26 protein-coding genes (1 of these 26 running past the window's edge) are annotated in these 23,203 nt (G+C 43.6%); 13 read left to right on the forward strand and 13 right to left on the reverse strand.

Annotated elements, in window-relative coordinates; all coding sequences use genetic code 11:
* Together QC759_RS05555 and glmS are read right to left on the reverse strand one after the other, a co-directional pair.
* On the reverse strand, positions 1–283 hold the 5' portion of the coding sequence (locus QC759_RS05555; protein ID WP_048073630.1) for a hypothetical protein. Its footprint begins 8 nt before the window's first position; only the first 283 of its 291 coding nucleotides appear in the window; the start codon lies at positions 281–283; its stop codon lies off the left edge, out of view.
* A 210-nt stretch (positions 284–493) separates the two neighbouring features.
* Positions 494–2,275: a glutamine--fructose-6-phosphate transaminase (isomerizing) gene (glmS, locus tag QC759_RS05560; RefSeq protein ID WP_048073631.1), complete on the reverse strand. Its 1,782-nt coding sequence runs from the start codon at positions 2,273–2,275 to the stop codon at positions 494–496.
* A gap of 152 nt (positions 2,276–2,427) precedes the next feature.
* Here glmS and purC point away from each other — a divergent pair, with 152 nt between their 5' ends.
* The 8 genes from purC (at position 2,428) to QC759_RS05600 (ending at position 8,639) form a co-directional block, all read left to right on the forward strand.
* Positions 2,428–3,174 carry a phosphoribosylaminoimidazolesuccinocarboxamide synthase gene (gene purC, locus QC759_RS05565; RefSeq protein ID WP_048073632.1) on the forward strand — a complete coding sequence of 249 codons (747 nt, stop codon included), beginning with the start codon at positions 2,428–2,430 and terminating at the stop codon, positions 3,172–3,174.
* 116 nt (positions 3,175–3,290) lie between these two features.
* Entirely contained in the window at positions 3,291–3,545 is a 255-nt protein-coding gene (gene purS, locus QC759_RS05570; protein WP_048073633.1) for a phosphoribosylformylglycinamidine synthase subunit PurS, read from the forward strand.
* A 1-nt stretch (position 3,546) separates the two neighbouring features.
* Positions 3,547–4,197, forward strand: a complete 651-nt coding sequence (gene purQ / locus QC759_RS05575; RefSeq protein WP_048073634.1) for a phosphoribosylformylglycinamidine synthase subunit PurQ — start codon at positions 3,547–3,549, stop codon at positions 4,195–4,197.
* 36 nt (positions 4,198–4,233) lie between these two features.
* Positions 4,234–4,947 carry a uroporphyrinogen-III C-methyltransferase gene (gene cobA, locus QC759_RS05580; protein WP_048073635.1) on the forward strand — a complete coding sequence of 238 codons (714 nt, stop codon included), beginning with the start codon at positions 4,234–4,236 and terminating at the stop codon, positions 4,945–4,947.
* A 9-nt stretch (positions 4,948–4,956) separates the two neighbouring features.
* Positions 4,957–5,745 carry a uroporphyrinogen-III synthase gene (locus QC759_RS05585; RefSeq protein ID WP_048073636.1) on the forward strand — a complete coding sequence of 263 codons (789 nt, stop codon included), beginning with the start codon at positions 4,957–4,959 and terminating at the stop codon, positions 5,743–5,745.
* A gap of 70 nt (positions 5,746–5,815) precedes the next feature.
* On the forward strand, positions 5,816–6,115 hold the full coding sequence (locus tag QC759_RS05590) for a signal recognition particle protein Srp19 (RefSeq protein ID WP_394325876.1): 300 nt from the start codon (positions 5,816–5,818) through the stop codon (positions 6,113–6,115).
* 194 nt (positions 6,116–6,309) lie between these two features.
* Positions 6,310–7,707 (forward strand): single-stranded-DNA-specific exonuclease RecJ, encoded by a 1,398-nt coding sequence (recJ, locus tag QC759_RS05595; protein WP_048073637.1) that lies wholly within the window; start codon positions 6,310–6,312, stop codon positions 7,705–7,707.
* A gap of 131 nt (positions 7,708–7,838) precedes the next feature.
* The gene (locus tag QC759_RS05600) at positions 7,839–8,639 is read left to right on the forward strand and encodes a DUF7839 domain-containing protein (RefSeq protein WP_048073638.1); all 801 of its coding nucleotides are present in this window, start codon (positions 7,839–7,841) and stop codon (positions 8,637–8,639) included.
* 131 nt (positions 8,640–8,770) lie between these two features.
* Here QC759_RS05600 and QC759_RS05605 read toward each other — a convergent pair whose 3' ends face one another.
* The gene (locus tag QC759_RS05605) at positions 8,771–9,685 is read right to left on the reverse strand and encodes a pantoate kinase (protein WP_048073998.1); all 915 of its coding nucleotides are present in this window, start codon (positions 9,683–9,685) and stop codon (positions 8,771–8,773) included.
* A 150-nt stretch (positions 9,686–9,835) separates the two neighbouring features.
* Here QC759_RS05605 and QC759_RS05610 point away from each other — a divergent pair, with 150 nt between their 5' ends.
* Positions 9,836–10,501, forward strand: coding sequence for a histidinol phosphate phosphatase domain-containing protein (locus QC759_RS05610; RefSeq protein WP_048073639.1), 666 nt, complete (start codon positions 9,836–9,838; stop codon positions 10,499–10,501).
* 159 nt (positions 10,502–10,660) lie between these two features.
* On the opposite strand, the gene QC759_RS05615 is transcribed toward QC759_RS05610, so the two are convergent.
* Together QC759_RS05615 and QC759_RS05620 are read right to left on the reverse strand one after the other, a co-directional pair.
* Positions 10,661–11,314, reverse strand: coding sequence for a 2,5-diamino-6-(ribosylamino)-4(3H)-pyrimidinone 5'-phosphate reductase (locus QC759_RS05615; protein ID WP_048073640.1), 654 nt, complete (start codon positions 11,312–11,314; stop codon positions 10,661–10,663).
* Between the two features lie 100 nt (positions 11,315–11,414).
* Positions 11,415–11,690, reverse strand: a complete 276-nt coding sequence (locus QC759_RS05620) for a hypothetical protein (RefSeq protein ID WP_048073641.1) — start codon at positions 11,688–11,690, stop codon at positions 11,415–11,417.
* Between the two features lie 161 nt (positions 11,691–11,851).
* Between QC759_RS05620 and QC759_RS05625 the strand changes: the two genes are divergently transcribed.
* On the forward strand, positions 11,852–12,241 hold the full coding sequence (locus tag QC759_RS05625) for a carboxymuconolactone decarboxylase family protein (RefSeq protein ID WP_048073999.1): 390 nt from the start codon (positions 11,852–11,854) through the stop codon (positions 12,239–12,241).
* A 233-nt stretch (positions 12,242–12,474) separates the two neighbouring features.
* On the opposite strand, the gene QC759_RS05630 is transcribed toward QC759_RS05625, so the two are convergent.
* From QC759_RS05630 to mtxX, 3 genes are all read right to left on the reverse strand, one after another.
* Positions 12,475–13,233 (reverse strand): TatD family hydrolase, encoded by a 759-nt coding sequence (locus QC759_RS05630; RefSeq protein WP_048073642.1) that lies wholly within the window; start codon positions 13,231–13,233, stop codon positions 12,475–12,477.
* A gap of 119 nt (positions 13,234–13,352) precedes the next feature.
* On the reverse strand, positions 13,353–14,120 hold the full coding sequence (gene uppS, locus QC759_RS05635; RefSeq protein ID WP_048073643.1) for a polyprenyl diphosphate synthase: 768 nt from the start codon (positions 14,118–14,120) through the stop codon (positions 13,353–13,355).
* Between the two features lie 270 nt (positions 14,121–14,390).
* On the reverse strand, positions 14,391–15,236 hold the full coding sequence (gene mtxX, locus QC759_RS05640; protein WP_424971267.1) for a methanogenesis marker protein Mmp4/MtxX: 846 nt from the start codon (positions 15,234–15,236) through the stop codon (positions 14,391–14,393).
* Between the two features lie 270 nt (positions 15,237–15,506).
* On the opposite strand from mtxX, the gene QC759_RS05645 reads away from it, so the two are divergent.
* Entirely contained in the window at positions 15,507–16,115 is a 609-nt protein-coding gene (locus QC759_RS05645; RefSeq protein WP_048073644.1) for a hypothetical protein, read from the forward strand.
* A gap of 94 nt (positions 16,116–16,209) precedes the next feature.
* Here the strand turns inward: QC759_RS05645 and hemL are convergent, their stop codons facing one another.
* Positions 16,210–17,472: a glutamate-1-semialdehyde 2,1-aminomutase gene (gene hemL, locus QC759_RS05650; RefSeq protein ID WP_048073645.1), complete on the reverse strand. Its 1,263-nt coding sequence runs from the start codon at positions 17,470–17,472 to the stop codon at positions 16,210–16,212.
* A 74-nt stretch (positions 17,473–17,546) separates the two neighbouring features.
* Positions 17,547–18,185 carry a cobalt-precorrin-8 methylmutase gene (locus QC759_RS05655; protein ID WP_048073646.1) on the reverse strand — a complete coding sequence of 213 codons (639 nt, stop codon included), beginning with the start codon at positions 18,183–18,185 and terminating at the stop codon, positions 17,547–17,549.
* Positions 18,186–18,510: 325 nt separating this feature from the next.
* Between QC759_RS05655 and QC759_RS05660 the strand changes: the two genes are divergently transcribed.
* Positions 18,511–18,777, forward strand: a complete 267-nt coding sequence (locus QC759_RS05660) for a DUF5654 family protein (RefSeq protein WP_048073647.1) — start codon at positions 18,511–18,513, stop codon at positions 18,775–18,777.
* A 113-nt stretch (positions 18,778–18,890) separates the two neighbouring features.
* Here the strand turns inward: QC759_RS05660 and QC759_RS05665 are convergent, their stop codons facing one another.
* Together QC759_RS05665 and hypE are read right to left on the reverse strand one after the other, a co-directional pair.
* Positions 18,891–19,295 carry an RDD family protein gene (locus tag QC759_RS05665; RefSeq protein WP_048073648.1) on the reverse strand — a complete coding sequence of 135 codons (405 nt, stop codon included), beginning with the start codon at positions 19,293–19,295 and terminating at the stop codon, positions 18,891–18,893.
* 140 nt (positions 19,296–19,435) lie between these two features.
* A complete protein-coding gene (gene hypE, locus QC759_RS05670; RefSeq protein WP_048073649.1) occupies positions 19,436–20,446 on the reverse strand; it encodes a hydrogenase expression/formation protein HypE in 1,011 nt (336 codons plus the stop codon).
* 323 nt (positions 20,447–20,769) lie between these two features.
* Between hypE and QC759_RS05675 the strand changes: the two genes are divergently transcribed.
* The gene (locus tag QC759_RS05675; protein ID WP_048073650.1) at positions 20,770–22,590 is read left to right on the forward strand and encodes a phospholipase D-like domain-containing protein; all 1,821 of its coding nucleotides are present in this window, start codon (positions 20,770–20,772) and stop codon (positions 22,588–22,590) included.
* A 125-nt stretch (positions 22,591–22,715) separates the two neighbouring features.
* On the opposite strand, the gene QC759_RS05680 is transcribed toward QC759_RS05675, so the two are convergent.
* Positions 22,716–23,203: sensor histidine kinase (locus QC759_RS05680; RefSeq protein WP_279845296.1), on the reverse strand; the 488-nt coding region annotated here is incomplete at its 5' end.

Here is a 23,203-nt window from a genome sequence, read left to right on the forward strand (position 1 = left end):
TAGTTGTGGTATTGGTTGGTGTGGTGTTGGAAGTGGTATTATTGGTGGCGTTGGTGGCGTTGGTAGTGTTAAGCTGCACATGCTTTACAATGTACACCGGGGTGAAGTTAGAGTCACCAATTTCACTGATCTTCTGATCACCGTTTAAATTGAAATTTGATGGAATTAACCCCACTCCAATATCGGTACCTATATTCAGGGCATTGGCAGCGGAAGCAGTTCCATAGGCAACCAGTGCAATCATTAAAACAATAAACAGAGTTCCTGATTTTTTAGGGGACATGTAATTTACCTGTTGATTTAAGAAGTATCCTCAATTAAATGTATCTTCAACCACCTTTAAATATCATGGCATTACTGCCCTAACCCGTGTAAATGATCTTAAGGGTAACTCTCCCTTTTATTTATGAATTTTTATTCCACCGGGAAATGTATAAAAATGGATATGGAGGTGGTGGGAGTATTATTTTATCCCACAGTCACCTATTTGACTTTATTCCACAGTTACGCACTTGGCCAGGTTTTTAGGTTTATCCGGGTCAATACCCCTCTGAACACTTATATGGTAGGCCAGTAACTGTAAGGGAACCACGTAAAGGAGTGGTGAAAGTAGCTCCGGAATCTGGTGGGGGAATTCTACCATGTCACTAGCTTCCGAACTTAAGACCTGATCATCCTCTGATCCCAAACCTATAACCCGTGCTCCCCGGGCTTTAACCTCTTGCACATTACTCAACGTTCGATCGTGACTTTTACCCGGAGGTACAACTGCCACCACCGGCACATCATCATCTATTAAAGCTAAGGGTCCGTGTTTGAGTTCTCCGGCTGCGTATCCTTCACCATGGATGTAGGTTATTTCCTTGAGCTTCAGTGCTCCCTCCAGGGCGGTGGGATAAGAGAATCCACGGCCAATGAAGAAGAAATCCTGGGCGTCCTTGTATTTTCCAGCCATTTCTTTGATCCCATCCTCCAGGGATAGGACTGCTTTCATGCAATCCGGGATCTTTTGAAGTTCTTCCAAAAGCTCCTCATCCTGGCACATGCAAGCTGCCAGGAGGTATATACAGGTCAACTGGCTGATGTAGGTCTTGGTAGCAGCCACACCGATTTCTGGCCCGGCTCTGGTGAATATGACATAATCAGCTTCCCTGGTGGCTGTGCTGCCCAGTACATTGACTATTGCCAGGGTTTTAGCCTTTTTATTGGCTATTCTAAGGGCTTTTAATGTGTCTGCTGTTTCGCCAGACTGGCTGATGAATATAACCAGGGCATGAGGGTCAATGGCCTTTTCAGAGAATTCAAACTCTGAAGCCAGCATTACATCGGTGGGTAGTCCTAAAAGTCCTTCAAACAGGTATTTGCCCACCAGTGAAGCATGGTAACTTGTTCCACAGGCAACGAAGGTGACTCTTTTGAATTCTGGGAATTGGCTGACTATCTTTTTGATATCTGAAACTTCAAAGAGAGTATTTCGAACGGCCTCTGGTTGTTCATGGATTTCTTTAAGCATGAAATGAGGATAACCTCCCTTCTGAGCCATTTCCGGAGTCCAGCGGATGGTTTCAACCGGTTTATCCAGTACCAGGCCATCACGATCCTTGACCGTGATGCCCTCTTCATCCATGATGAAGGTCTCATGGTCTGCCAGGTAGATGATCCTCCGGGTGTGCTGCAGTATGGCCGGGGCATCGGAAGCCAGGAAATACTCACCATCTCCCAGTCCCAGTATTAATGGACTTTCCTTCCGTACCCCTAGGATACGGTTAGGTTCATCAGTACTGATAACTGCAAAGGCATAGGACCCGTGGAGCTTGGTGATAGCCTTGTTTATGGCCTCCTCCAGGTCCAGGCCATCTTTATGATATTTTTCAATGAGGTGGGCAATTACCTCCGTATCAGTTTGAGAAACGAAGTGGTGTCCTTCACTGACCAGCTGGTCCTTGAGTTCCTTGTAGTTTTCTATGATTCCATTGTGAACCACGGCGATTTTCCCCTCACAATCAGTGTGAGGGTGGGCATTTTCCTGGGTGGGAAGTCCGTGAGTGGCCCAGCGAACATGCCCTATACCTATTTCTCCCGGAAGCTCATCCAGGTGCAGTTTCTGGGAAACTTCGTTGATTTTTCCCCTGTCTTTTTTGATGTTGATTCCTGATGATGAATAGGTAGCCAGGCCCACCGAGTCATAACCCCGATATTCCAGGCGCTGCACACAATCCAGAAGCACTGGTGCTGCTTTGTCATTTTTAAGTATACATCCCACAATTCCGCACATATTAATTTCACCTGAGAAGGTAAGTTTAGGTAAATGGTAACAATGCCAATCTATTATAATCCTTAGTTATAATATTTCTAATGTAGTTTTATCTTAATGTAGTTTAATATCTATATAAACATTTGACACCAAATAAAAAGACGGAGTTTAACATGAATATTGATAAGGGAAATCTTCTATACCGGGGCAAAGCCAAGGATGTGTACCAGACCAGTAACCCTAACCAGGTTCTGGTGAAATTCAGAGATGATATTACCGCAGGAGATGGGGAAAAGAAGGAAGTTATGGGCTTGAAGGGCTACTATAACTCCATTATCTCCGCTAAATTCTTCCAGCTCCTGGAGGAGGTGGGGGTGAAAACCCAGTACATCGACCTGCCCGAACCGGGTTACATGCTCTGCCACAAACTGGATATGATACCCCTGGAAGTTATCACACGAAATCTAGCCGCAGGAAGTCTCCTCCGGAGGTTCCCCTTCCAGGACGGTCAGACCTTCCATCCACCCATCATCCAGATGGACTACAAAAATGATGAATATCACGATCCCATGCTCAACGATGATATCATCCTGGCCCTGGGACTGGCCACAGCAGATGATCTGGAGGAAATTCGCCAGATCACCCTGAAGATCAACCGTACCCTTAAAACCTTCCTGGAAGACCGGGGGCTCATCTTCCCTGACTTTAAAATAGAATACGGGCGTGATGTAGACGGGAATATTGTCCTGGGTGATGAGATCAGTCCGGATACCTGTCGTTTCTGGGACAGGGAAACCTGTGACGTCCTGGACAAGGATCTCTTCCGCAAGGGTGAATCTGGAGTCATCGAGGCCTACCAGAAAGTGGCCAACATAATCCTGGATGATGAAGATAAGAAGAAATGGAAATTAGATTTCTAAAATGGAACTACTCTTTAATCTAAAAATTAATCTGAAGATTATAAATGAAAATGTGAAGATTATAAAGAATTTGAACACTTTTAAGAAATTATTTAAAACTAATCCCTGGTGATGCCATGAAATACCAAGTACAAGTTGAAATAAGTCTCAAAAAAGGAATGCTTAATCCTGAAGCATCCACCATCCAGAGGGCCCTGGCCCTTTTAGATTATGAGGTGGAGGATACCGCCACTGTGGAAATAGTTAAATTCACCCTGGAAGCAGCAAATCCTGATGTGGCCCGTGAAGAAGTGGTCCAGATGTGTGAAAGACTGCTCTGCAACCCGGTGATCCACGACTACCAGATCCAGATGGAAGCTGCAGGTGATTGAGATGAAAGTGGGGATCATACGCTTCCCCGGCTCTAACTGTGACCGGGATGTGTTCCATGCCCTCCAGCTGGCGGGAGCCCAACCCGATTATGTCTGGTGGAACCAGAGGGACCTATCACAATTCGAGGCCATCGTCATCCCTGGCGGATTCTCCTACGGAGACTACCTTCGTGCCGGGGCTATCGCTGCCATCACACCAGTGATCGACGGGATCAAAGATATAGTTAAAGAGGAAAAACCAGTTCTGGGAATATGTAACGGTGCCCAGATCCTGGCGGAGGTGGGACTGGTGCCGGGAGTGTTCACCCTCAATGAAAAGGCCCAGTTCATCTGTGAATGGGCTGATTTGAAGGTCAGAACCAACAGAACACCATTCACCCATCTTTACCAGAAGAATGAAGTTATAAAAATGCCCATTGCCCATGCCGAGGGCCGTTACTACACAGAATACATTGATGAACTTCGTGACCAGGACCAGATCGTTCTGGGATTTGCCGGGGACAATCCCAATGGTTCCCTGGATGCCATCACTGGAGTATGTGACCTGGAAGGACGGGTTTGCGCCGTTATGCCCCACCCGGAAAGGGCTTCTGAATCTATTCTGGGATCCGATGATGGTTTGAAGTTCTTTAAAGGAATTCTTGATTTCTAAGATGTTGAGTTTAAAAAAATTTCACATGGTGAATCAATGGTAGTCTATTTAGTAGGTGCAGGACCCGGAGACCCGGATCTAATAACTCTTAAAGCTATTAAAACCCTGCAAAAAGCAGATGTGGTGGTTTACGATCGTCTGGCCAATGAGGAAATACTCAAGTACGCCAGTGGTGCAGCCCGGATCTACGTGGGCAAAAGAGCCGGAGCCCATTCCAAAAAACAGGACGAAATAAACCAGATACTCATTGAACAGGGCAAAAAATATGATAACGTAGTTCGATTAAAGGGTGGTGACCCCTTTGTCTTTGGCCGGGGCGGGGAGGAGATGCTGGCCCTGCTGGAAGAAGGAATACCTGTTGAAGTAATACCCGGCGTGACCTCCGCCATTGGGGTTCCCACCTCTAGCGGATTGCCGGTAACCCACCGAGGGGTGGCAACATCATTCACAGTGGTAACTGGACATGAAGACCCCACTAAAAATGAAAAACAGGTCCAATGGAACTACAATGCCGACACCCTGGTGATCCTCATGGGTGTGGGTCACCTGGAGGAGAATATCCAGAAGATCATGGAACACAAGGACCCCCAAACACCGGTCTGTGTCATAGAAAAGGGAACCACCCCTGATGAACGGATGGTGCTAGGTACCCTGGAGAACATAGCTCAGAAGGATATAAAGCCTCCGGCCCTGGTGATAATTGGGCCGGTGGTGGATGTTTACCAGTCCCTTCAGAGTAAAAAAAGATGAGGAAAGATCATGAGTGGATTGGAAGGTAAATTAATCGCCATAACCCGACCACCGGAAAGGTCCCAGGCTGCCGTGGAGTTGGTTAATGATCTGGGAGGTATACCTCTGGTGGTCCCCACCCTGGAGCTGGAAGCTGTGGCCAGTCATTCTTTGATGGCCCTCTGCCAGAAGTCAGGTGAACTGGACTGGATAATATTCACCTCCCCTGCTTCACTGGAATCCCTCTTTAAATTCTGTCCTGATTTTAAGGAAAATCTCAACCCCCGCTGTCAGGTAGCAGTCATCGGCCCCCGCACCGGGAGGGTTTTAAAGGATTACGGTATCACTGCCGACATAGTTCCTAACGATTACACTGCCGAAGGTCTTCTGGAGGAATTTGAGAGGGTAAATCTTAAGGGGAAGAAAGTGGGTGTTCCCCGCACATTCCAGGCCCGGGATGTTCTACCGGAGGGTTTGAAAGAAATGGGAGCCACTGTCTACCTGGCCGAAGCCTACCGATCCACCAAACCCCATGATACCAGCCAGGTGGAGTTACTGGTGGAAGAAATAATCCAGGGAAAAATAGATGCTGTAACCTTCACTAGTCCCCTGACTGTCACCAACCTCTTCGAACTATCCGGGGATAGGAAAGAAGAATTAATAAAGTCTCTTATGAATGGGCCGATCCTGGTGGCAGCTATAGGGCCTATCACCCAGAAACCGCTGAAAGAACTGGGAATACCATCCATTTCCCCGGCCAAGTACACGGTGAAGGACATGTTACTACGGTTAGATGAAGAATTATCTGACGATACTTAAAAGATTATATTTCTAAAATACAAGATTCTTAATATTACAATTCGACTTTATAAACAAGAGTAGAGGGTTAATGATCATGAAAGATGAAACTAGAATAATCATCTGGCCTGTTTATCTGGATTCCACTAAAACTAAATCTGAAGGAAGGAAGATACCCCGAGAAGGTTCAGTTAAAGCACCAAAACTGCGGGAAATTTCTCAGGCCGCTAAAAAACTGGGATTGAACCCATCCACTGAAAAACATAAAGCTTACCCTACCTCCTGGTGGGAAGGATCCGGCCGAGTAATAGTGGATCGGAAAATGGGCAAACGGGAACTCCTCCTTAAACTAAGTAATCTCATTAATGGCTCCAGATCAAAAGATAAATAAAATTCAATAAACAGGATCTGATTAACCAGAATCTATTTCTTTAAAGAAATTTAAAATTATAATATTAATCCATTTCATGAAAAGAGAATTAAAAACAGGTAATTTCATGAAAATGAATTAAATAAAGAATTATTTAAATAAATTGAATAAGTAATCACTTTAAAAAAGCACCTTACCTAAGGAAGGAATATTAAATGGCGGTTAACAGGAAAGATCTGGATAAATCACTGGCGAAAGCTAATGAACTGGTCGAAAAGGCAGAAGATATTAAAATATACAGCCATATAGACTGTGACGGAATATCTGCCGGGGCAATACTGTCTTCAACCCTGGACCGTCTGGAGATAGATCATGAAATAGAGTTCATAAGCCTGGACCGGATTCCCGAACTGGAAAAGAAAAATGAACTCACCATATTCTCAGACCTGGGTTCAGGACAAGATTTAGACCATTTCGTTACATCCCAATCCAAGGTTCTAATTCTGGACCATCACCCTCCACTGCGAAAGATATCACCAGTGGGAAGTGGGTTTCTGGAGGTGAACCCCAACCACTATGGTCTGGATGGTTCCCATCAGGTTTCAGGGGGAGGTATGTGCTACCTCCTGGCCAGAACATTCGGTTTTTATGATCTAAGCTGGATAGGTGTTTTAAGTGCCATCGGGGATATGCAGAACAATTTATCCGGGAAGTTAGTGGGGCTTAATAAAGAAATACTGGATGACGGGGCGAAGTTGAACCTGGTGGAGTCAGTTAATGATCTGGCCATTTACGGACGCCAAACCCGACCACTGTTCGTGGCTTTATCCTATTTTGGCGATGTTAAACTACCCATCACCAACAACCGCAACGAATCCATCCAGTTCTTAAAGAATCTGGACATACCTGTTAACAATGGTAAAAAACAGCGCACACTTTACGATCTAAGCCAAGAAGAAAAGGGAAGGATCTTCGCCGAGCTGGTACGGATGTTAAGCCGTGAGGTACCCCCTCGCTATGTCCGTTACATTCCCCGCCTGGTGGCTGGCGATGCCTACGAGTTCTTGGGGGAGGAAAAGTATTCCCCCCTGCGTGATGCCAGTGAATTTTCAACGGCCATCAACGCCTGCAGCCGACACCAAAATCCAGAAGTGGCCTTGAAGGTTCTTAAGGGAGACCGGGGTATGGCCCTGGATGAGATGGAAGCCCAGGGGAAGGAGCACCGCCGTTACCTGGCCGAAAAAATGAACTGGATCCAGGGGGAAGACCGGATCCAGAACATGACAAACTTGCAGTACTTCCAGGGTAACGGAATAAAAAGTGAGGTGGTGGGAACCATAGCTGGTATGGTCCTGAGTTACGGTGACTGGAGAAAGCCCATGATTGGTTTTACCCGGATAAACAATGAAAACGAGGGATTAAAGGTTTCTTTACGTTGTTCCCGTCTCTTGGCATTTGATGGAATCCATTTCGGCCATATGATCAGCCAGGTGGCTGCCAAGGTAGGGGGAAGTGGTGGTGGCCACTCTGTAGCGTGCGGTGCCTACATCCCCGGGGATAAACAGGATAAATTTTTGGAACTCTTCAACGAACAACTGAACGGTGTTCTGTAGCCTTACCTCTCATTCGGGTAACTATCTACCAGTTATGAAGATCATTAAAAATAATCCAACTACCACCAAAAATCATAACGATTAATAAAGGGATCAATAAAAAGTGAATCATAAGAGCACACGGTGATGAGATGAAGGTTTTCAAGAAAAAGGGGGAACTTACCAAGTTTCAGATTCTGGCGGAGATTGCCCGGGGACAACCCCACCTGCGCCAGAAGGATATTGCCGACAAGCTGGGCATTACAGTGCAGGCTGTTTCCGAGAATTTGAAGACACTGGTAGATGAAGGATGGGTAGAAACTGGCAGTGGTCAGTCACGTTACAAGATCACCAAACGTGGCATTGAAAAGGTGAAAACTGAAGCCAGTAACCTCCGTAAATATGCTGATCAGGTTATAGACACCATGAATACCTACAAGTCAGTGTGGCCTGCCATTGCCCAGGAAGATATGAACAAAGGAGAATCTGTGTGGCTTAAAATGGAAGATGGAACCCTGTATGCAGTTAAAGAAGAAACATCAGCCCGTGCGGAAGTGCTCCATGATGCTCTAAAAGGGGAAGATGTGGCCCTCGTCAGTTTAAGTGGGACCATAGAACTTGAACCTGGATTTGTAGTTATTATGAAACTTCCTACCATTAACCAGGGCGGTACCCGTGCCTGCGATCTGGATAACGTGCAGAAAATTCTGGAAAAATACGAGGCCCGTGTGCAAAAGGTGGGAGTTATGGGTACTGTTTCCCGGTCACTGGCAAATAAACTGGGCATAAAACCTGATTTTGAATTTGCCACTCCGCAGGCAGCAGTTGCCGCTGCCAGCCGGGGCTTAAATGTCATGGTATTTGTTGTGGGAAAGATGACCCGGACCTTAACCCACAGACTGGATGAAAAGGACATCAACTACATAATTGAAGATGTTTTGACCCAAAGTTAATTGAATGTTGGCCCCCCAAAACTAACTAATTTTACCAAGGTTAATTGATGGTAAAAAAATTGAAGAACGTGGTGTTACACTAAACCTTCCATTTCCTCGGGAATCACCAATTAATAATTCTTATTTTTGACTTAAATTATCCGACAACCACAGTGATCGATCCGGGCCACACATGACCCTTCCAGACTGTTATCTGGAGTTGAGGATAGGGCAAAGACGGTTCTACCCAGCATAGCCATGGAAGCACCCATGGTTTCATCTTTAAGCACGTCAACCATCTCCATTATCTCGGGGTCAATGAACCCTGTTTTCTGGGCAAATTCCAGAGAAAGATCCATAAAGTGGGTGACCTGGGGTTTAAGCATTAGTCTCTGGAGCATGTCTCGGGCCACACTATTGAGTTTATTTGTTTTAACCGGGTCAGTGAGTACCGACGAAGTTTCTATAGTCCCTAAACTCTTAAATATAATGAAAAGTCCCCCTTCGTCAGTATCTTTCCGGGGATTTTCGGGGGGAAGTAGTTTATCTGCTTTTCCAAATCCCGGGGCACCGGGTTCTATCCTTAAGGGGAACCCTCCCACCATTGATCCCATAACATCCCCCAGACCAGTTGATAGAAGAACTTCGGCCTTATGGGCCACGGCCGCAGCCTGGTTAAAGGTTAATGGAAGCTTGAGAATTTGTGAAAGTCCCAGGGCTGTGCCCAGGGCAAAACCAGCAGAAGCGCCGAATCCTGCTTCTAGAGGTACGTTGAGCTCATGATTAATAGTTATGTGGAGGTTACTCCACTCAATTTCTGTGAACTGTTTTTTCAAAAGATCCAGTGTTTTATAGGTTACTGAATCTTCCCGAGAGTGGTAATCGTTGATGTTTCCATTGGTTTTTATAATGATCTCGCCGTTTCCCTCACATACCTCCACCCTGGTTAGGACTCCCTGGTCCAGGACTACTCCTGCTCCCCGGGAACCCCGGATCATAGGGTTGGGATGGTCAATGATTTCAAAAAAACCAGTTATATGAGAAGGGGCGAAAACTAAAGATTGCAATTTATCACCACATTTATTATATTCACAGTTAAATAAATAGTAAAGGTAGTTAAGTCCATGGTTAATTGGATAACCAAGGAGGAAAATCCCTTCCATAGATAAGTATAACCCGAATTATTGAGGTAACAAATCACAGAAGGAGAATAAGGTATGGGAAAACGAATAGACCTGCACACCCACAGCATATTCAGTGATGGAGAACTTTTACCATCAGAGATAGCACGCCGAGCCTGTGTTTTAGGCCATCAGGCAGTGGCCATAACTGATCACGTGGATGCCAGCAACCTGGACTGTGTTGGTCGTGTGATTAACGCGGTTTTAGATATCCGGGATAACTGGGACATAGAGATCGTTCCTGGGGCGGAGATAACCCACGCCCCTGCAGAGATAATTCCCAAACTGGCCCGCAAGGCACGGGAATTGGGAGCAGAGATCGTGGTGGTGCACGGTGAGACACTGGTGGAACCAGTTATTGAGGGCACCAACTGGAGTGCGGTTAACTGCCCAGATGTTGACATTTTAGCACACCCTGGACTTATAACTCATGAAGAAGCACGTATTGCCAAGGAAAAGGATATTGCCCTGGAGATCAGCGCCCGGAGAGGTCACAGTCTGGGTAATGGTCATGTGGTGCAGGTGGCCCGGGAAGTGGGAGCCAATCTGGTGGTGGACACTGACACCCATGCACCGGAAGACCTTATAAACTATCAGATGGCTGAAAAAATAGCACTGGGTGCAGGTTTACCTGCAGATGAACTTAAAATAGTTTTAAGGGATAATCCAGTTAGTATATTAGAGGGAAAGGGTATTCTTTAGGAGAGCTACTCCCTTAGAGATATACGCAGGTATTATGATGTAATTTCATTTTTAAGCTAACTTCTGTCCCCCCCTATTTCCTTTAAAATCTCTTTTTTCAGGGTTTACTAGTTTTAAAAAAATTTACTACTTTTAAAAAATATATTTATAAAAATAGAATTATAAGACTTCATATTCAATTATGAGGTCTTTTCCAAGGCTATAACTCTTTTTGAGGTTTAAACGGAAGGCATCTTTCATGTAATCCACTCCCTTCCCATCTACCAAAGTCTTGGCCTTGGCTCCCCCGGCGATCATGGGGGCTATGCACACCCTTATCTCATTTACCAGGCCGGCACCGAGCATAGAATAATTCAAAGTGGAACCGCCCTCAAGCATTAACGTTTTAATCCCTTTATTTCCCAGTTCATCCATTAAACAGTTTAGATCAACCTGTTTATCCCCACAGATAATCACTTCTGCCTTACCATCTTCCTCAAGAGCCTTTATTTTATCCGGTGATGCTTCCTGTGAAACTGCAATGAGAGTGGGGGCTTCCGGGTTAAGGATCCTGTATTCTGGAGGTGTGCGTGCTTTACTATCCACCACCACCCGCAGTGGATTGTCTTCAGGGTTAGATGAAATTTTATGAACCGTGAGGCGGGGGTCATCAGCCAGGACGGTGTTTATACCCACCATTATGCCATCCATTTCTTTGCGGAGCCTGTGCACCCTTAAAAGATCTTCCTGGCCTGATATCTCAGAACTTCCTTTTTGGGTGGCTATTTTCCCATCCAGGGTCATGGCTGCATTTAAGATCACTTTTGGTTTAATAAAAAGCCCTCCAAGTTATTTAAAAACCCAGTTAGTTTAAATTATTTTTTATAAAAAAAATATTAAGAAACTTAAGGGTCTTTCCATTTAAAAGGGAAACTTACTGGTTTCCTCCACTCATTATGTAGGATATGTCCTGGAAGATCTGTTGTATCTGCTGTACTACGGAGCTAATGGTATTAACAATATCCTGAATGGGATTCAGGGTTTGTTCAACTTCCTGAGCAGTTTCATTGGTAGTTTGACTGGCATTCTGTAGTGCCTGATCTGCACTGTCCTTTATGTCACTTAAACTGGATTGTTCTGCAGCCATAACTGGTTGAAATATTAAAACACCCAGCAGCAGCACTAAAAAACTTATCAATAACTTTTTCATTAAATCACCATCCTAAAGCATGGGGCCATTAAATATTCATTAGAATCTATGGAATCACCATAATCTAAACTAATTATGGGATAGAGTAGATATTAAATGTATACTTTAAATAGAGTGAACCTTAAAACCAAATGGAAACAATAACCAAGGCAAGTGTAATCATGAGTAAAGACCGATACCAGAAAGGCTTAGAAAATCTGAAGAAGATGAATCCCGAATCTTACCAGAACCTAGAAGAAGTTTTAAATGGCATAGCTCCAGATATGGCCCGTTACATTGCAGAATTTCCCTACGGTGATATTTATTCCCGGCCAGGCCTGGATCTTAAGACCCGGGAACTGGTGACTGTGGCTTCTCTCACCACTCTGGGAAGTGCCACCGCAGAGCTTAAAACCCATGTGCACGGTGCTTTGAATGTGGGCTGCACCCCTCAGGAGATAGTTGAAGTTATAATCCAAATGGCAGTTTATGCCGGTTTTCCTGCAGCAATTAATGGTTTAATGGCTGCCAAAGATGTCCTGGAAGAGAGGGGTGAAGAATTCGAAAAATAATCTGTTAATTTTATTTAATCAAAAATATATTCAACTTTTTGTAAAAACTGATTCAGGGATAACTTCAACTTTTTTTTAAAAATCATTACCCCTATTAACCCAATTAAAATAAGATTAATTAGATTAATTTAGATTATTTCACAAATTTGTAAAAAACTAATTGTAAAATCAGCCTAATTCCCATTTAAAAATCAGTTTATCAAAAAAAATATTCATTTTACAGTCCAATTCATTTACAGTCCAAATATATCCCGGGCATTGTTTTCGGTTACCCTGGCTACTTTTTCTACAGGAATGGATTTAACCTGGGCTATGGTTTTCACGGTTTCCTCGACAAAGGCTGGTTCGTTTCTCTGTCCTTTGAATGGTGAGAGATAGGGGCTGTCTGTTTCGGTGATTAGATGAGATAAAGGTAGTTTAGCCGCCAGTTCCTGGTGATGTTCAGAGAAGCACACTATGGTGGAAATGGAGATGAAGTATCCCTCCTCCACTATTTTCTGGGCAGTTTGCAGATCCCCACCGTAACAGTGGAATATTACCTGGGGGAGGGAAGGATATTTTTTGACCATTTCCAGGGATTTTTCCTCGGCATCCCGGGCGTGGATAACCAGGGGTAACTGGTATTCTACTGCCATTTCCAGAAAGGTCTCAAAGAGTTTTACCTGTTTATCCTTATCTTCTGAGTTATCCAGGTCATTGAAGTCCAGTCCGGTTTCTCCCAGGGCTATAGCCTGATCTATGTGGGATTCAATTTCTGCCAAAGCCTGTTTAACTGCTGAAAAGTCAGCACGGGCAGCATTATCCGGGTGAAACCCCAGGGTAGGATATATGAATTTTTCATATTCTGTAGCCAGTTGCAGGGTTCGGCGGTTTCCTCCCAGAGAGGCTCCAGAATTTACAATGGCCGTGAGTTTCTCCTGGGCCCTGCTGATAACTTCCTGGCGGTTTTTATTGTAAGCTTTAAAATCAACATGGCAGTGGCTGTCGATCATTTTCCTCCACCGGTTAGTGTGATTGATAAATTTTAGTGGTTACTAGCACCGTTCTCCGGTCTCTACACTTGTGTCATTATTTTTGGATTAGAAGGTGATCTAATACACGTAATCTGTATTCAGGTTCCGTAACGCCGGTCTCTCTGTTGGTAAGATCTTACTGCCCTTAAAAAGTCGACTTTCCTGAGTTCTGGCCATAAACTATCGCAGAAATATAGTTCAGAATAGGAAGATTGCCATAATAAAAATCCGCTGAGTCTTTCTTCACCACTGGTTCGTATGATCAGGTTGGGATCTTCCAGACCAGCTGTGTAGAGGTTTTTATTCACCAGTTCTTCATTAATATCTTCCTGTTTTAATTTTCCCTCTTCAACTTCGTTAACTATCTTTTTTATGGCATCAATGATTTCGGCACGTCCATCGTAACCAATGGCTATATTTACCTGCCTTTTGTTGTAGTGGGCTGTGGATTCTTCGGCAATGCGGATGGCTTCCCGGACATCATCCGGTAAGAGTTCCAATTTACCCACGGCTTTAACCCGGACCTGGTTATTATGTATCTTGGGGTTGCTGGCTATTCCCTGGAAATTCTCTTTAAAGAGCTGCATTAACCCATGCACCTCTTCGGGAGACCGGTTGAAGTTTTCGGTGGAGAAGGCATAAGCCGTTACAATTTCAATACCCAGATCAACACACCAGTCCAGTACCCGTTCTAAGGTACTTACTCCTCTCTTGTGTCCTTCAATAGTATTAATATTACCCTGGATTTTAGAAAAACGGCGGTTTCCATCCATGATAATTGCTACATGTTTTGGCATATTCTCCGGACGGAGATTTCGGGAGATATACCATTCATACAACCTGTAAAGTGGTGCTAATGCTGACATTTTATATTCCCTTAACTATTTTACTAGAATTTGTAAGATTTATTCAGTAATTTGTAGATTTTAGTAATATTGTAGATTGGTAATTCCCCAGATTGGGGAGTGAATTTTAGATAGTGATTTGGTATAATCATGTAATGTGGGGATTATTTCCGCTAGTGTGCCGGCAGTCCTATAATATCCAGACAGGGCAATGGTTTTTAGACTGTTTTGGAAAAGTCTTAGGTTAATTAGTACTTTTTATGGTGATTTAGAACCATGGATTTTTATATACTAATGTTGTTTGGCCAGTTTTTCCGCCAGTTTCAAAGCTCGCAAGTATCCCTCTTCATTTTGGGATCGGGAAGTATCAATGAAGATTTCATCAATACCCAGGGTTACTGCCCCCTGGCTTTGAATCGAACCCAGCAAAACAAGGCTACGGAAAATCAGATTCCCACAGATACCATCTGGTGCCAGTATCATGTTGGCTCCATCAGCAATGGCATCTTCTATCAATATAAAGTAATGTTTAACCGCATATTTATCCCTTGTGATCCGGGTTAACTCTTCTGCTTCCTGTATGGTCTTGTCAATCCGGGAGCTTCTACCTATATCCTGGGGCCTTCCCCCGGACAAAATAGCTATTTTAGGATTTAAACCCATCTGGCGAAGGAATTTGTCACCGTACTCAATGATTTTCCTCTTTTGTTTTAGGGTGTCGCCTTCATCAATCCCCACTGGAGCCAGAAGAAACAGGTGTCCCTGGATATCCAGAAGTGATGCCCGGTAAACTTCAGGATACAGTTCCCGCAGCCGGGCCATGAAATGAGAGGCACTCAATGACCCTCTGATTGCAGCCGCAACCTCCCCGTTTAATAGCATGTCCAGGAGTTCCTCTTCAGATTCAGTTAAGACTACTTCAAAATCAACCTGACGGGAGGCCTGGACTATAGCCTGGTTTTCACCCACACCTGCTGCGATTTTCATGGTTAATATTTTTCCTGTGGATCTATTTAAATATGAATAGCTGGATCTTCCCCGTATCCTCAGGACCTGATTGAGGGGATAATGGTCCATGACAAAAAAAGAGTAATTCTGTTTATTTTCCGGAATGGTACAATAATATTGAAGATCCACCCCTTACTCCCATTTTTCCCCATCCTATCTAATTAGAAATTATTATAAATAATAAAGATATAGCAATTATTATAAAATTCTTTGTGACTGATAATGGTTAAGTTAATAATTAATAGGTTAACTTAACCCGAATGAAAACTTAAAAAGGAATGAAATGTGAGTTGAAAATTAAAAACTGGGATTGAGGAATAAAAAGTTAAAATTGGTTTGATAAATTTTTTTACAAATTCCATAACTAAATGTTAGAATACTTAAAATGAAGGTGCTTTAATGGTTTTAAAACCTGAAACCCCCGAAGACCAAATTCAGTTCTCAGATAAGGGATATCTAATTTGTAACCAGTGTAATGGTTATTACGAATTACAAGAAAATGAAAGCCCTGAAGATTTTGAAAAATGTGAATGTGGTGGTTCCCTTAACTACCATGAACCCCGGACCCCTGTGGAAGATAATTTAAAATCCACTAGACAACATGTTTTTAATAAATCCCCTAAATCTCAGGGGGGATATACCACTCAAAACCCCCTTAACAAAGTAAAAACTGAAACTTCAACATCTGAAAATAAAAGAGTGGTTGACCGTATTTCTCCCCAGGAACCAGTATCTGATGAGGCCCTTGACACTCTGATCACGGATAAAGGTAATTTATGGGATAATGTGGAAGAATTCCGTCCTGAAAATAAGAAAAATGAAGGCACCAGCGATGTTATTGAACTAAACCGCATGATGATGATGGTTGACCAGAAAAGAGCCCTTGAAGAGAGTAACAAAAATTCCCCCCGAATTTCCAGAAAAATGGGGCCCATAGGTTTCCTGGGTGCAGCAATTGTCCTCCTGATAGCGGTTCTGATAATTACCCTGGCTGGAGAAATATTTTAAGTTATTAAAACAATATTTTCCTTATTCTATTAATAAAAATTCTATTTATAAAAAAAGTAAAGTTTAAAAAGTTTCTAACCTTTTAAACTATGGTTTATTTTTCCGCAGCTTTGATTCCCTTTTCCATAGCCTCCAGTGTTAACTCGATATCATTTGGGGTGTGTGCTGCAGATATGAAGCAGCATTCGAACTGTGATGGGGGAATGAATACCTCATTGGCCAGTAGTGTCCGGAAGTAGGTGTTGAATTTCTCCACATCCGCGGTCTTAGCCTGGGCATAGTCCCACACCTTGGTGGGAGTGAAGTATATCTGGAACATGGAGGATAGTCCCGCTACCTGATACTCCAGGGCAGCATCTTCCAGGATATCTCCCAGGCCCCGTCGCATTTGAAGTCCCTTAGATTCTGATTCACGGTAGTAGTCTTTGTCCAGATTTTTAAGTGTTTCCATACCTGCCGTGATTGATATGGGGTTTCCGTTGAAGGTTCCTGCCTGATAAACATCTCCCTGTGGGGCAATGCGTTCCATTAATTCTCTTTTACCTGCAAAGGCACCCATGGGGAATCCACCTCCCAGAATTTTTCCCATGGTTACCAGATCTGGGGTTACACCAAAGTATTCCTGGGCACCTCCCGAGGCTATCCTAAATCCAGTGATAACCTCATCAAAGATTAGTATTATATCATTTTCACTGGTTATTTTCCGTAAAAATTCCAGAAAACCTTTCTGTGGGGGTATGCAACCCACGTTACCCATTACTGGTTCCAGGATGATGGCAGCAATTTCATCCTTTTCCTGTTCCACCAGGTTGGTAATGGCTTCTTCATCGTTGAATGGTACCAGTACTGTGTTTCTGGTTGTTTCTTCCGGGACTCCTGGAGAGTCAGGCAATCCTACGGCTCCGGATCCGGATTTAACCAGTACGTAGTCATGAGCGCCGTGGTAGGCACCTTCAAATTTAATTATTTTCTTTTTCCCGGTGACTGCCCTGGCCAGGCGTATGGCACTCATGGTGGCTTCTGTTCCCGAATTTACAAAACGGACCATTTCCGCACAGGGTACCCGTTTTACCACTTCCCGGGCCAGGTTCACTTCTGCTTCTGTGGGAACACCATAAGCCGAGCCCCGGAGAAGTTGCTGGCCAACGGCTTCCATCACTGGTGGATAAGAGTGGCCTAGTACCAGTGGCCCGTAGGCCAGGCAGTAGTCCAGGTAACTATTTCCATCCACGTCGAACAGGCGGGGTCCTTCTCCCTTAAGGGCAAAGAAAGGATAGGGTTTAATGGCCCTTACCGGGGAGTCAACCCCTCCGGGAAGATAATTCTTAGCATCCTTAAATAGATCTTCAGATTTCATTTTTATCCTCTCCATTAAATTAACTTCATTATTAAGCTTTAATATACTCATTATTACGCCCTAATCTAAAATCCTCACCTTTCATTTCTTGAAATATTAATTAAAGAGTTAATCGCAGCCACAGCTACTGGAGTGCCACCTTTAGGACCTTCAGTGACCAGATGGGGGATTAGAGTCTCTGCCAGGGCTTTTTTGGATTCTGCCGCACCCACAAATCCAACTGGAACACCAATAACAGACTTAACATTCATTGAACCTGCCTCAACCAGTTCCATTACCTTCCACAGTGCAGTGGGTGCGTTTCCAATAACCACCACTCCCTCAAAACCTTCGACTGCTGCCAATTCCATGGCTGCTGCCGCCCGGGTGATTTCCTGTTCTCGGGCAAGCCTGATCGCTCGTTCATCACTGATGTAACAGTAGATGTTTCCCGGATATTTGTTTATACCGGCCTTCACCATACTGATATCCGTCAGAATATCCTTGCCCTGGGAAACTGCTTCCAGACTCTGCTGAACAAAATCCGAACTCATCCGGGTTATATCCGCATATTCAGGGTCCGCTGTAGAGTGAACTATCCTCTCCACTATAGATCGTTCCTCAGACGTCAGATCCTTGGTTTTTTCATCAATGAGAGACCGTACAATCTCTCTACTTTTAGCAGCAATCTCATATCCCTGTTTGGTAGATGCGCCCATGAATGTTGGTTTCATAATATCTTTCCGTGCCAGTTTTGGACTTATTCCCTAGATTTTTCCATTTAAGTTAGGGTAAACATAAATCAAAATCATAAATACTCTTCTAACATATTTATCTTATTCTAATATTTTAATTCTTAGATTTAAAAAAAATAGAGATTTAAAAAGGATAAGGTTGGATTGTCATTTTAAGATAATATTGAAATCATCCACCTTTATAATCCTTCTTCAGGAAAATTCAACCCTATACTATCCCTGAACTGCCATTCTTATACTCAAATTTATATAAATTATCCTACAAAAATAATAAACAATTATTTCTTGTAAGGAGGGAAAATTTATGAAAGGACAGGCACAGGAAGTTAAAGGACAGGTACTTCAGACCATAGCCACACTACTCACCACCGCGTTTGGATTAATCGCAGCACTGGCATGGAACGAAGCAATAAAGGCACTGATAGCACAATTTCTTCCAAAAGGAAGCGATTTGATGGGGTTACTCATCTATGCAGTTTTAATTACCATAATAGCAGTGGTAGCAACTATAATAATCGGTAGAGCCATATCCCAGCCAGAAGAGGTTCAGCTGGTTAAAATTGTGGAATAATTGGAAAGAGATAATAATAATTGGAAAAAGAAGATGAGAATTCTTTTTCCAGATTTTCTTCTTTTAAGATTAAATGAAATAGAATTTAAAAATTAAAAAAAATAGTTGCCTCTTTATTCTACTTTAATTACCCGGGTCCCGGCGAGTCGATCCAAATATCTCTCTTTTCCATCTTTACTCCGGGAAGATCCTACGGCCAGGTCAACCACCAGGGGGATCCACAGGAATTTAGAGATATTCCTCAGGAGTGCCTTTTTATAATCCATTTCCCCCTCCCTGTACTGGACTTTTAGCTTGAACAGACCTTTACCCAGGGTTGTGGACCACTTCCCTTCCATTACCATGAAGTACAGGACGGTCAGCAATCCCCATAATATAAGCCAATAATTGAAAACTGAGTATAGATTGGTCCATGCGATTAACGGGTAGATAGTAGCAGTCAGAACCCACATAAGTAGCGTGATGAAAATCACATCAACTATCAAAGCAGCCAGTCTTCCACCCCAAAATTCCTCCATTATAAATCACCTGTGTTTACATCTGGATGTTTATACATTTATAGTAGCCGGATTTAAGTGTTTAGTCTTCTTAAGTTCAGATTAACCAGGGTTAGAGTACTATTTGGCTCTATGGTTTTAGTAAAAAAGGTGGAAAGTGGTTAACAAACCCGGGGAACTGGATCAGCTATGGGTGCTTCCAGTATCCGTTTACCACCCATCATGGTTTCCAGAATCACGTGTTTGTCCCTGGTTACCTCACCAATTATCTGGGCATCTTTACCGTACTTGTTTTTGCGGATAGCTTCCAGGATTTCATCGGCCTTCTCCGGGGCCACCCCCATTATGACCTTTCCCTCGTTGGCCACTTCGTAGGGGTCAATTCCCAGCATTTCTGAGGCGGCAATAACCTCCCGTTTAACTGGTATCTTTTCTTCATCCAAGAACATACCCACACCCGATTTTTCAGCCATTTCATTGAGAGCGTTAGCCATTCCACCCCTGGTAGGGTCCTTCATGGCGTGCACTCCCCCAATATCCAGGGCAGCCTCCACCATACCCCATACTGGGGCTACATCAGATTTAAGGTCAGTTTCAAAGCCGAATCCTTCCCGGTAGCTCATAAGGGATATTCCATGGTCTCCCACACTTCCGGTGAGGATCACTTTATCCCCTACTTTTAGTCCAGAGTCAGGAGTGATGGCATTTTTAGGTGCAATACCAATCCCTGTGGTGGAAATGATCAGCTTATCCAGTTTGTCATTCTCCATTACCTTGGTATCCCCGGTTACAATAGCCACACCTGTTTCCTGGCATACTTCATCCATGGACTGGACAATACGTTCCAGGTCGTCCACGTTAAATCCTTCACTGATTACCATGGCATTGGCTATGGCCAGGGGACGGGCACCCATCATGGCCACGTCATTAACTGTACCGGCCATGGATATCCGGCCAATATCTCCTCCTGGGAAGAATAATGGATCGATGGTATGGCTGTCGGTGCTTATCACGATTTCATATTCACCCAGGGGAATGGTAGCTCCATCATCCAGGGCTTCCAGGCCTACTCCACCATTGACACTCTTGTTTTTTATGTTTCCCAGAATTATATCTGAAATGAGGCCCTGCATTATTTCTCCGCCAGCCCCATGTGACATTCCGATTTTCATTGATTCACCAGTTCTCGACTATATTTAAAGCCCTTTTTAGGACCTTTTATACCATTCTAAAATCATCTAAGGAGAATAGAATTTAAATTATTCTAGTAGAGAATTGGGATGTTAGCCTATTTAAATATACCCCTTTATCTAAACCTAAATAAAACCCCTAAATGGACTGTAAAGAGAAAAAGACTAAAAATTTTAAGGATTAGAAGATTTGAGTACCATAATTTAACCAGTAGAACTGACTTAATAGTATAAAGAAAGTTAATTGTTCATATTCTTAAAAATAAGATATACTTTAGGAGGGGATTAAAATATCAAATAGGGGAGTGGAAGGTAATGTTCTGGATGAAAACGGCCATCCTCTGAAGGGTTTGGTGGTTCAGGTGGAAGGTGCGGGAAAAATTGAATCATCCCTAAAAGGTAGCCGGGTGGTGAAGGCACTGGATAAAATCTCCCCGGTTTCACTTAAAGACCAACAGGTGTTAGCTGAGTCTGAAACTGATAGTCAGGGCCATTATAGGTTATTATACTCCCCAGATAGTTATCAGAATATTTTGGATGATAAACCCACTGTACAGTTGGTGGTTAAAGATGTTCTGGGGATATCGGAACTGGAAAAAACAGAAAAGCACATCGCAGTATCTGAAACCATGAAGACCATGGAAGATATCATCATCCCCCGTAAATGGGCCGAAGGATGGTACGTTACCCTGGGCGGCTCCCGGAAATCCCGGTTCACCACTGATAATCAGGTGGAAGTCCTGGTTGATAACCAGCTAGAACTGGAAAGAGTAGTTGAATCCGTGGAGAAGGCCCAGTCCTACATTTACCTTACCCAGTTTGAATTTGAGACAGATTTTATCGCCACCTTCACCAGTGAAGTAGATAATTTCCGCCCTCAAGCTGTTTTAACCCACACACTTCAGGAAGCAGCAGAAAGGGGAGTAAATGTTAAAATAATTCTAAATGAAAATCTGGCAGTGCCGGATAGTTATTCCCAGATGGAAGAATTCTTCCAGGATAGTTCTGTGGAGATCCGTGAATTTAAGTCCCATGGTCTACATGTGATGCACGCCAAGACCATGGTGGTTGATGGTGAAGAGGCTTACGTGATTGGATCCCCCTTTAAAAAGGATTACTGGGATTCACCACAGCATATAATCAAAGACCCGCGACGCCAGCCCCCGGGTGTTCGACCAGTTCATGACGTGTCCATAAAATTGAGGGGAGGGGCAGTTTACCATGTGGAAGAATTTTTCTGCCAGATGTGGAATTACATTGCCCGGGAAGAATACCAGGGACAGGGAAAAATAGAACCCCCCATCAGGAATCCAGTTTCCAATACTGTCGGTAAAACACCGGTGCAGATGGTCCGATCAGTTACCCCCGAAACATTGAATGAAGAGGGTGAACTGGGAATCTTTGAAGGTTACCGCCGGGCATTAGCCCAGGCTAAACAATTCATATACCTTGAAAACCAGTTTTTAACCAACAAGAGCATAATTAAAGCTTTGAAAAGTGTGATGGACCGTAACCATGACTTAGAGGTCATAGTGGTCATGAACGAGAACCCGGACAACCCAGGATACAAAGGGTGGCAGAACCAGTGCCTGGAGAGGGTGGGGATAAAAACATTTCAAGATATTCTGGACCATCCCCAGATCGGCTTTTTCACCCTGTGGTCCACCAAATGGGAGAAACAGAATTTTACCATACAACCAGTGTACGTGCACACCAAGGTGGCAGTGGTAGATGATATCTGGGCCACGGTGGGTACAGCCAACCTGGATGGTTCCTCCCTCACCCATGTGAATGAACTGGAAGGTTTTTTTGACCTGGAATTCCATCGTAACATGGAAATGAACGTCATTTTACCAGGAGTAGATAGATATGCCAGTGACGAGATTGTAAAACTGCGAGATTCCCTGTGGAGGGAACATCTGGGGATTAAGGAACAGAAACTAAAAAAAACAGGGAAAGGCTGGTTGAAACTCTGGCAGGAAGTGGCAGAACAGAACTTAAAATCATTGAAACAATCCCATCCCCATATGACTGGACAGATATTACCTTACAGTAGTGAAGAATCAGTTGAAGACCAGTTAAATGATCTGGGAATAAAAAACAGTGCCTGGGATGTTCTGGATTAAGTTATGCAATTGTGGAGTAAGTTCTGCAATTGAAACTGTTCGGGGTTAACGAGATTCTGCAGGATGTTTCTAACTTCAGAAAGTAATTCCATTAATTTAAAACTTGTATTTATTATTTATTTTCCCTAAATCCTTTCTTTATACTCTAACTCTTTAAACTTGATCTTGAACATGGTTCCACCCTCCCGGATTAACTCCACTGTTCCTTCTAACTGATTTACCAGACTTTTTACCAGTTGCAGGCCCAGGGTTTCGGTTTCATCCAGATCAAAGTTTTCTGGTATTCCCACTCCATTATCACTGATTATTAACTCGTAAAAACCGTCTTCATAAGCATGGAGTTCTATCCTGAATTCTCCTTCCTCCTGATGGGGGAATGCATACTTCAGGGTGTTGGTAACCAGTTCACTGACAATCAATCCACAGGGAATAGCTGTTTCCAGTCCCATCATCACTTCGTCCAGTACAATGATAGTCCGGATCCGGTTGGAGTCCACACCATAGGAGTAGAAGAGATCAGAAACCAGACTCCGAATGTAGTCTGCGAAGTTAATTTCAGAAAAGTTGCGTGATTTATAGAGCTTTTCATGGATCATGGCCATGGATTTAACCC

Source organism: Methanobacterium formicicum (assembly GCF_029848115.1).
GTDB classification, from domain to species: domain Archaea; phylum Methanobacteriota; class Methanobacteria; order Methanobacteriales; family Methanobacteriaceae; genus Methanobacterium; species Methanobacterium formicicum.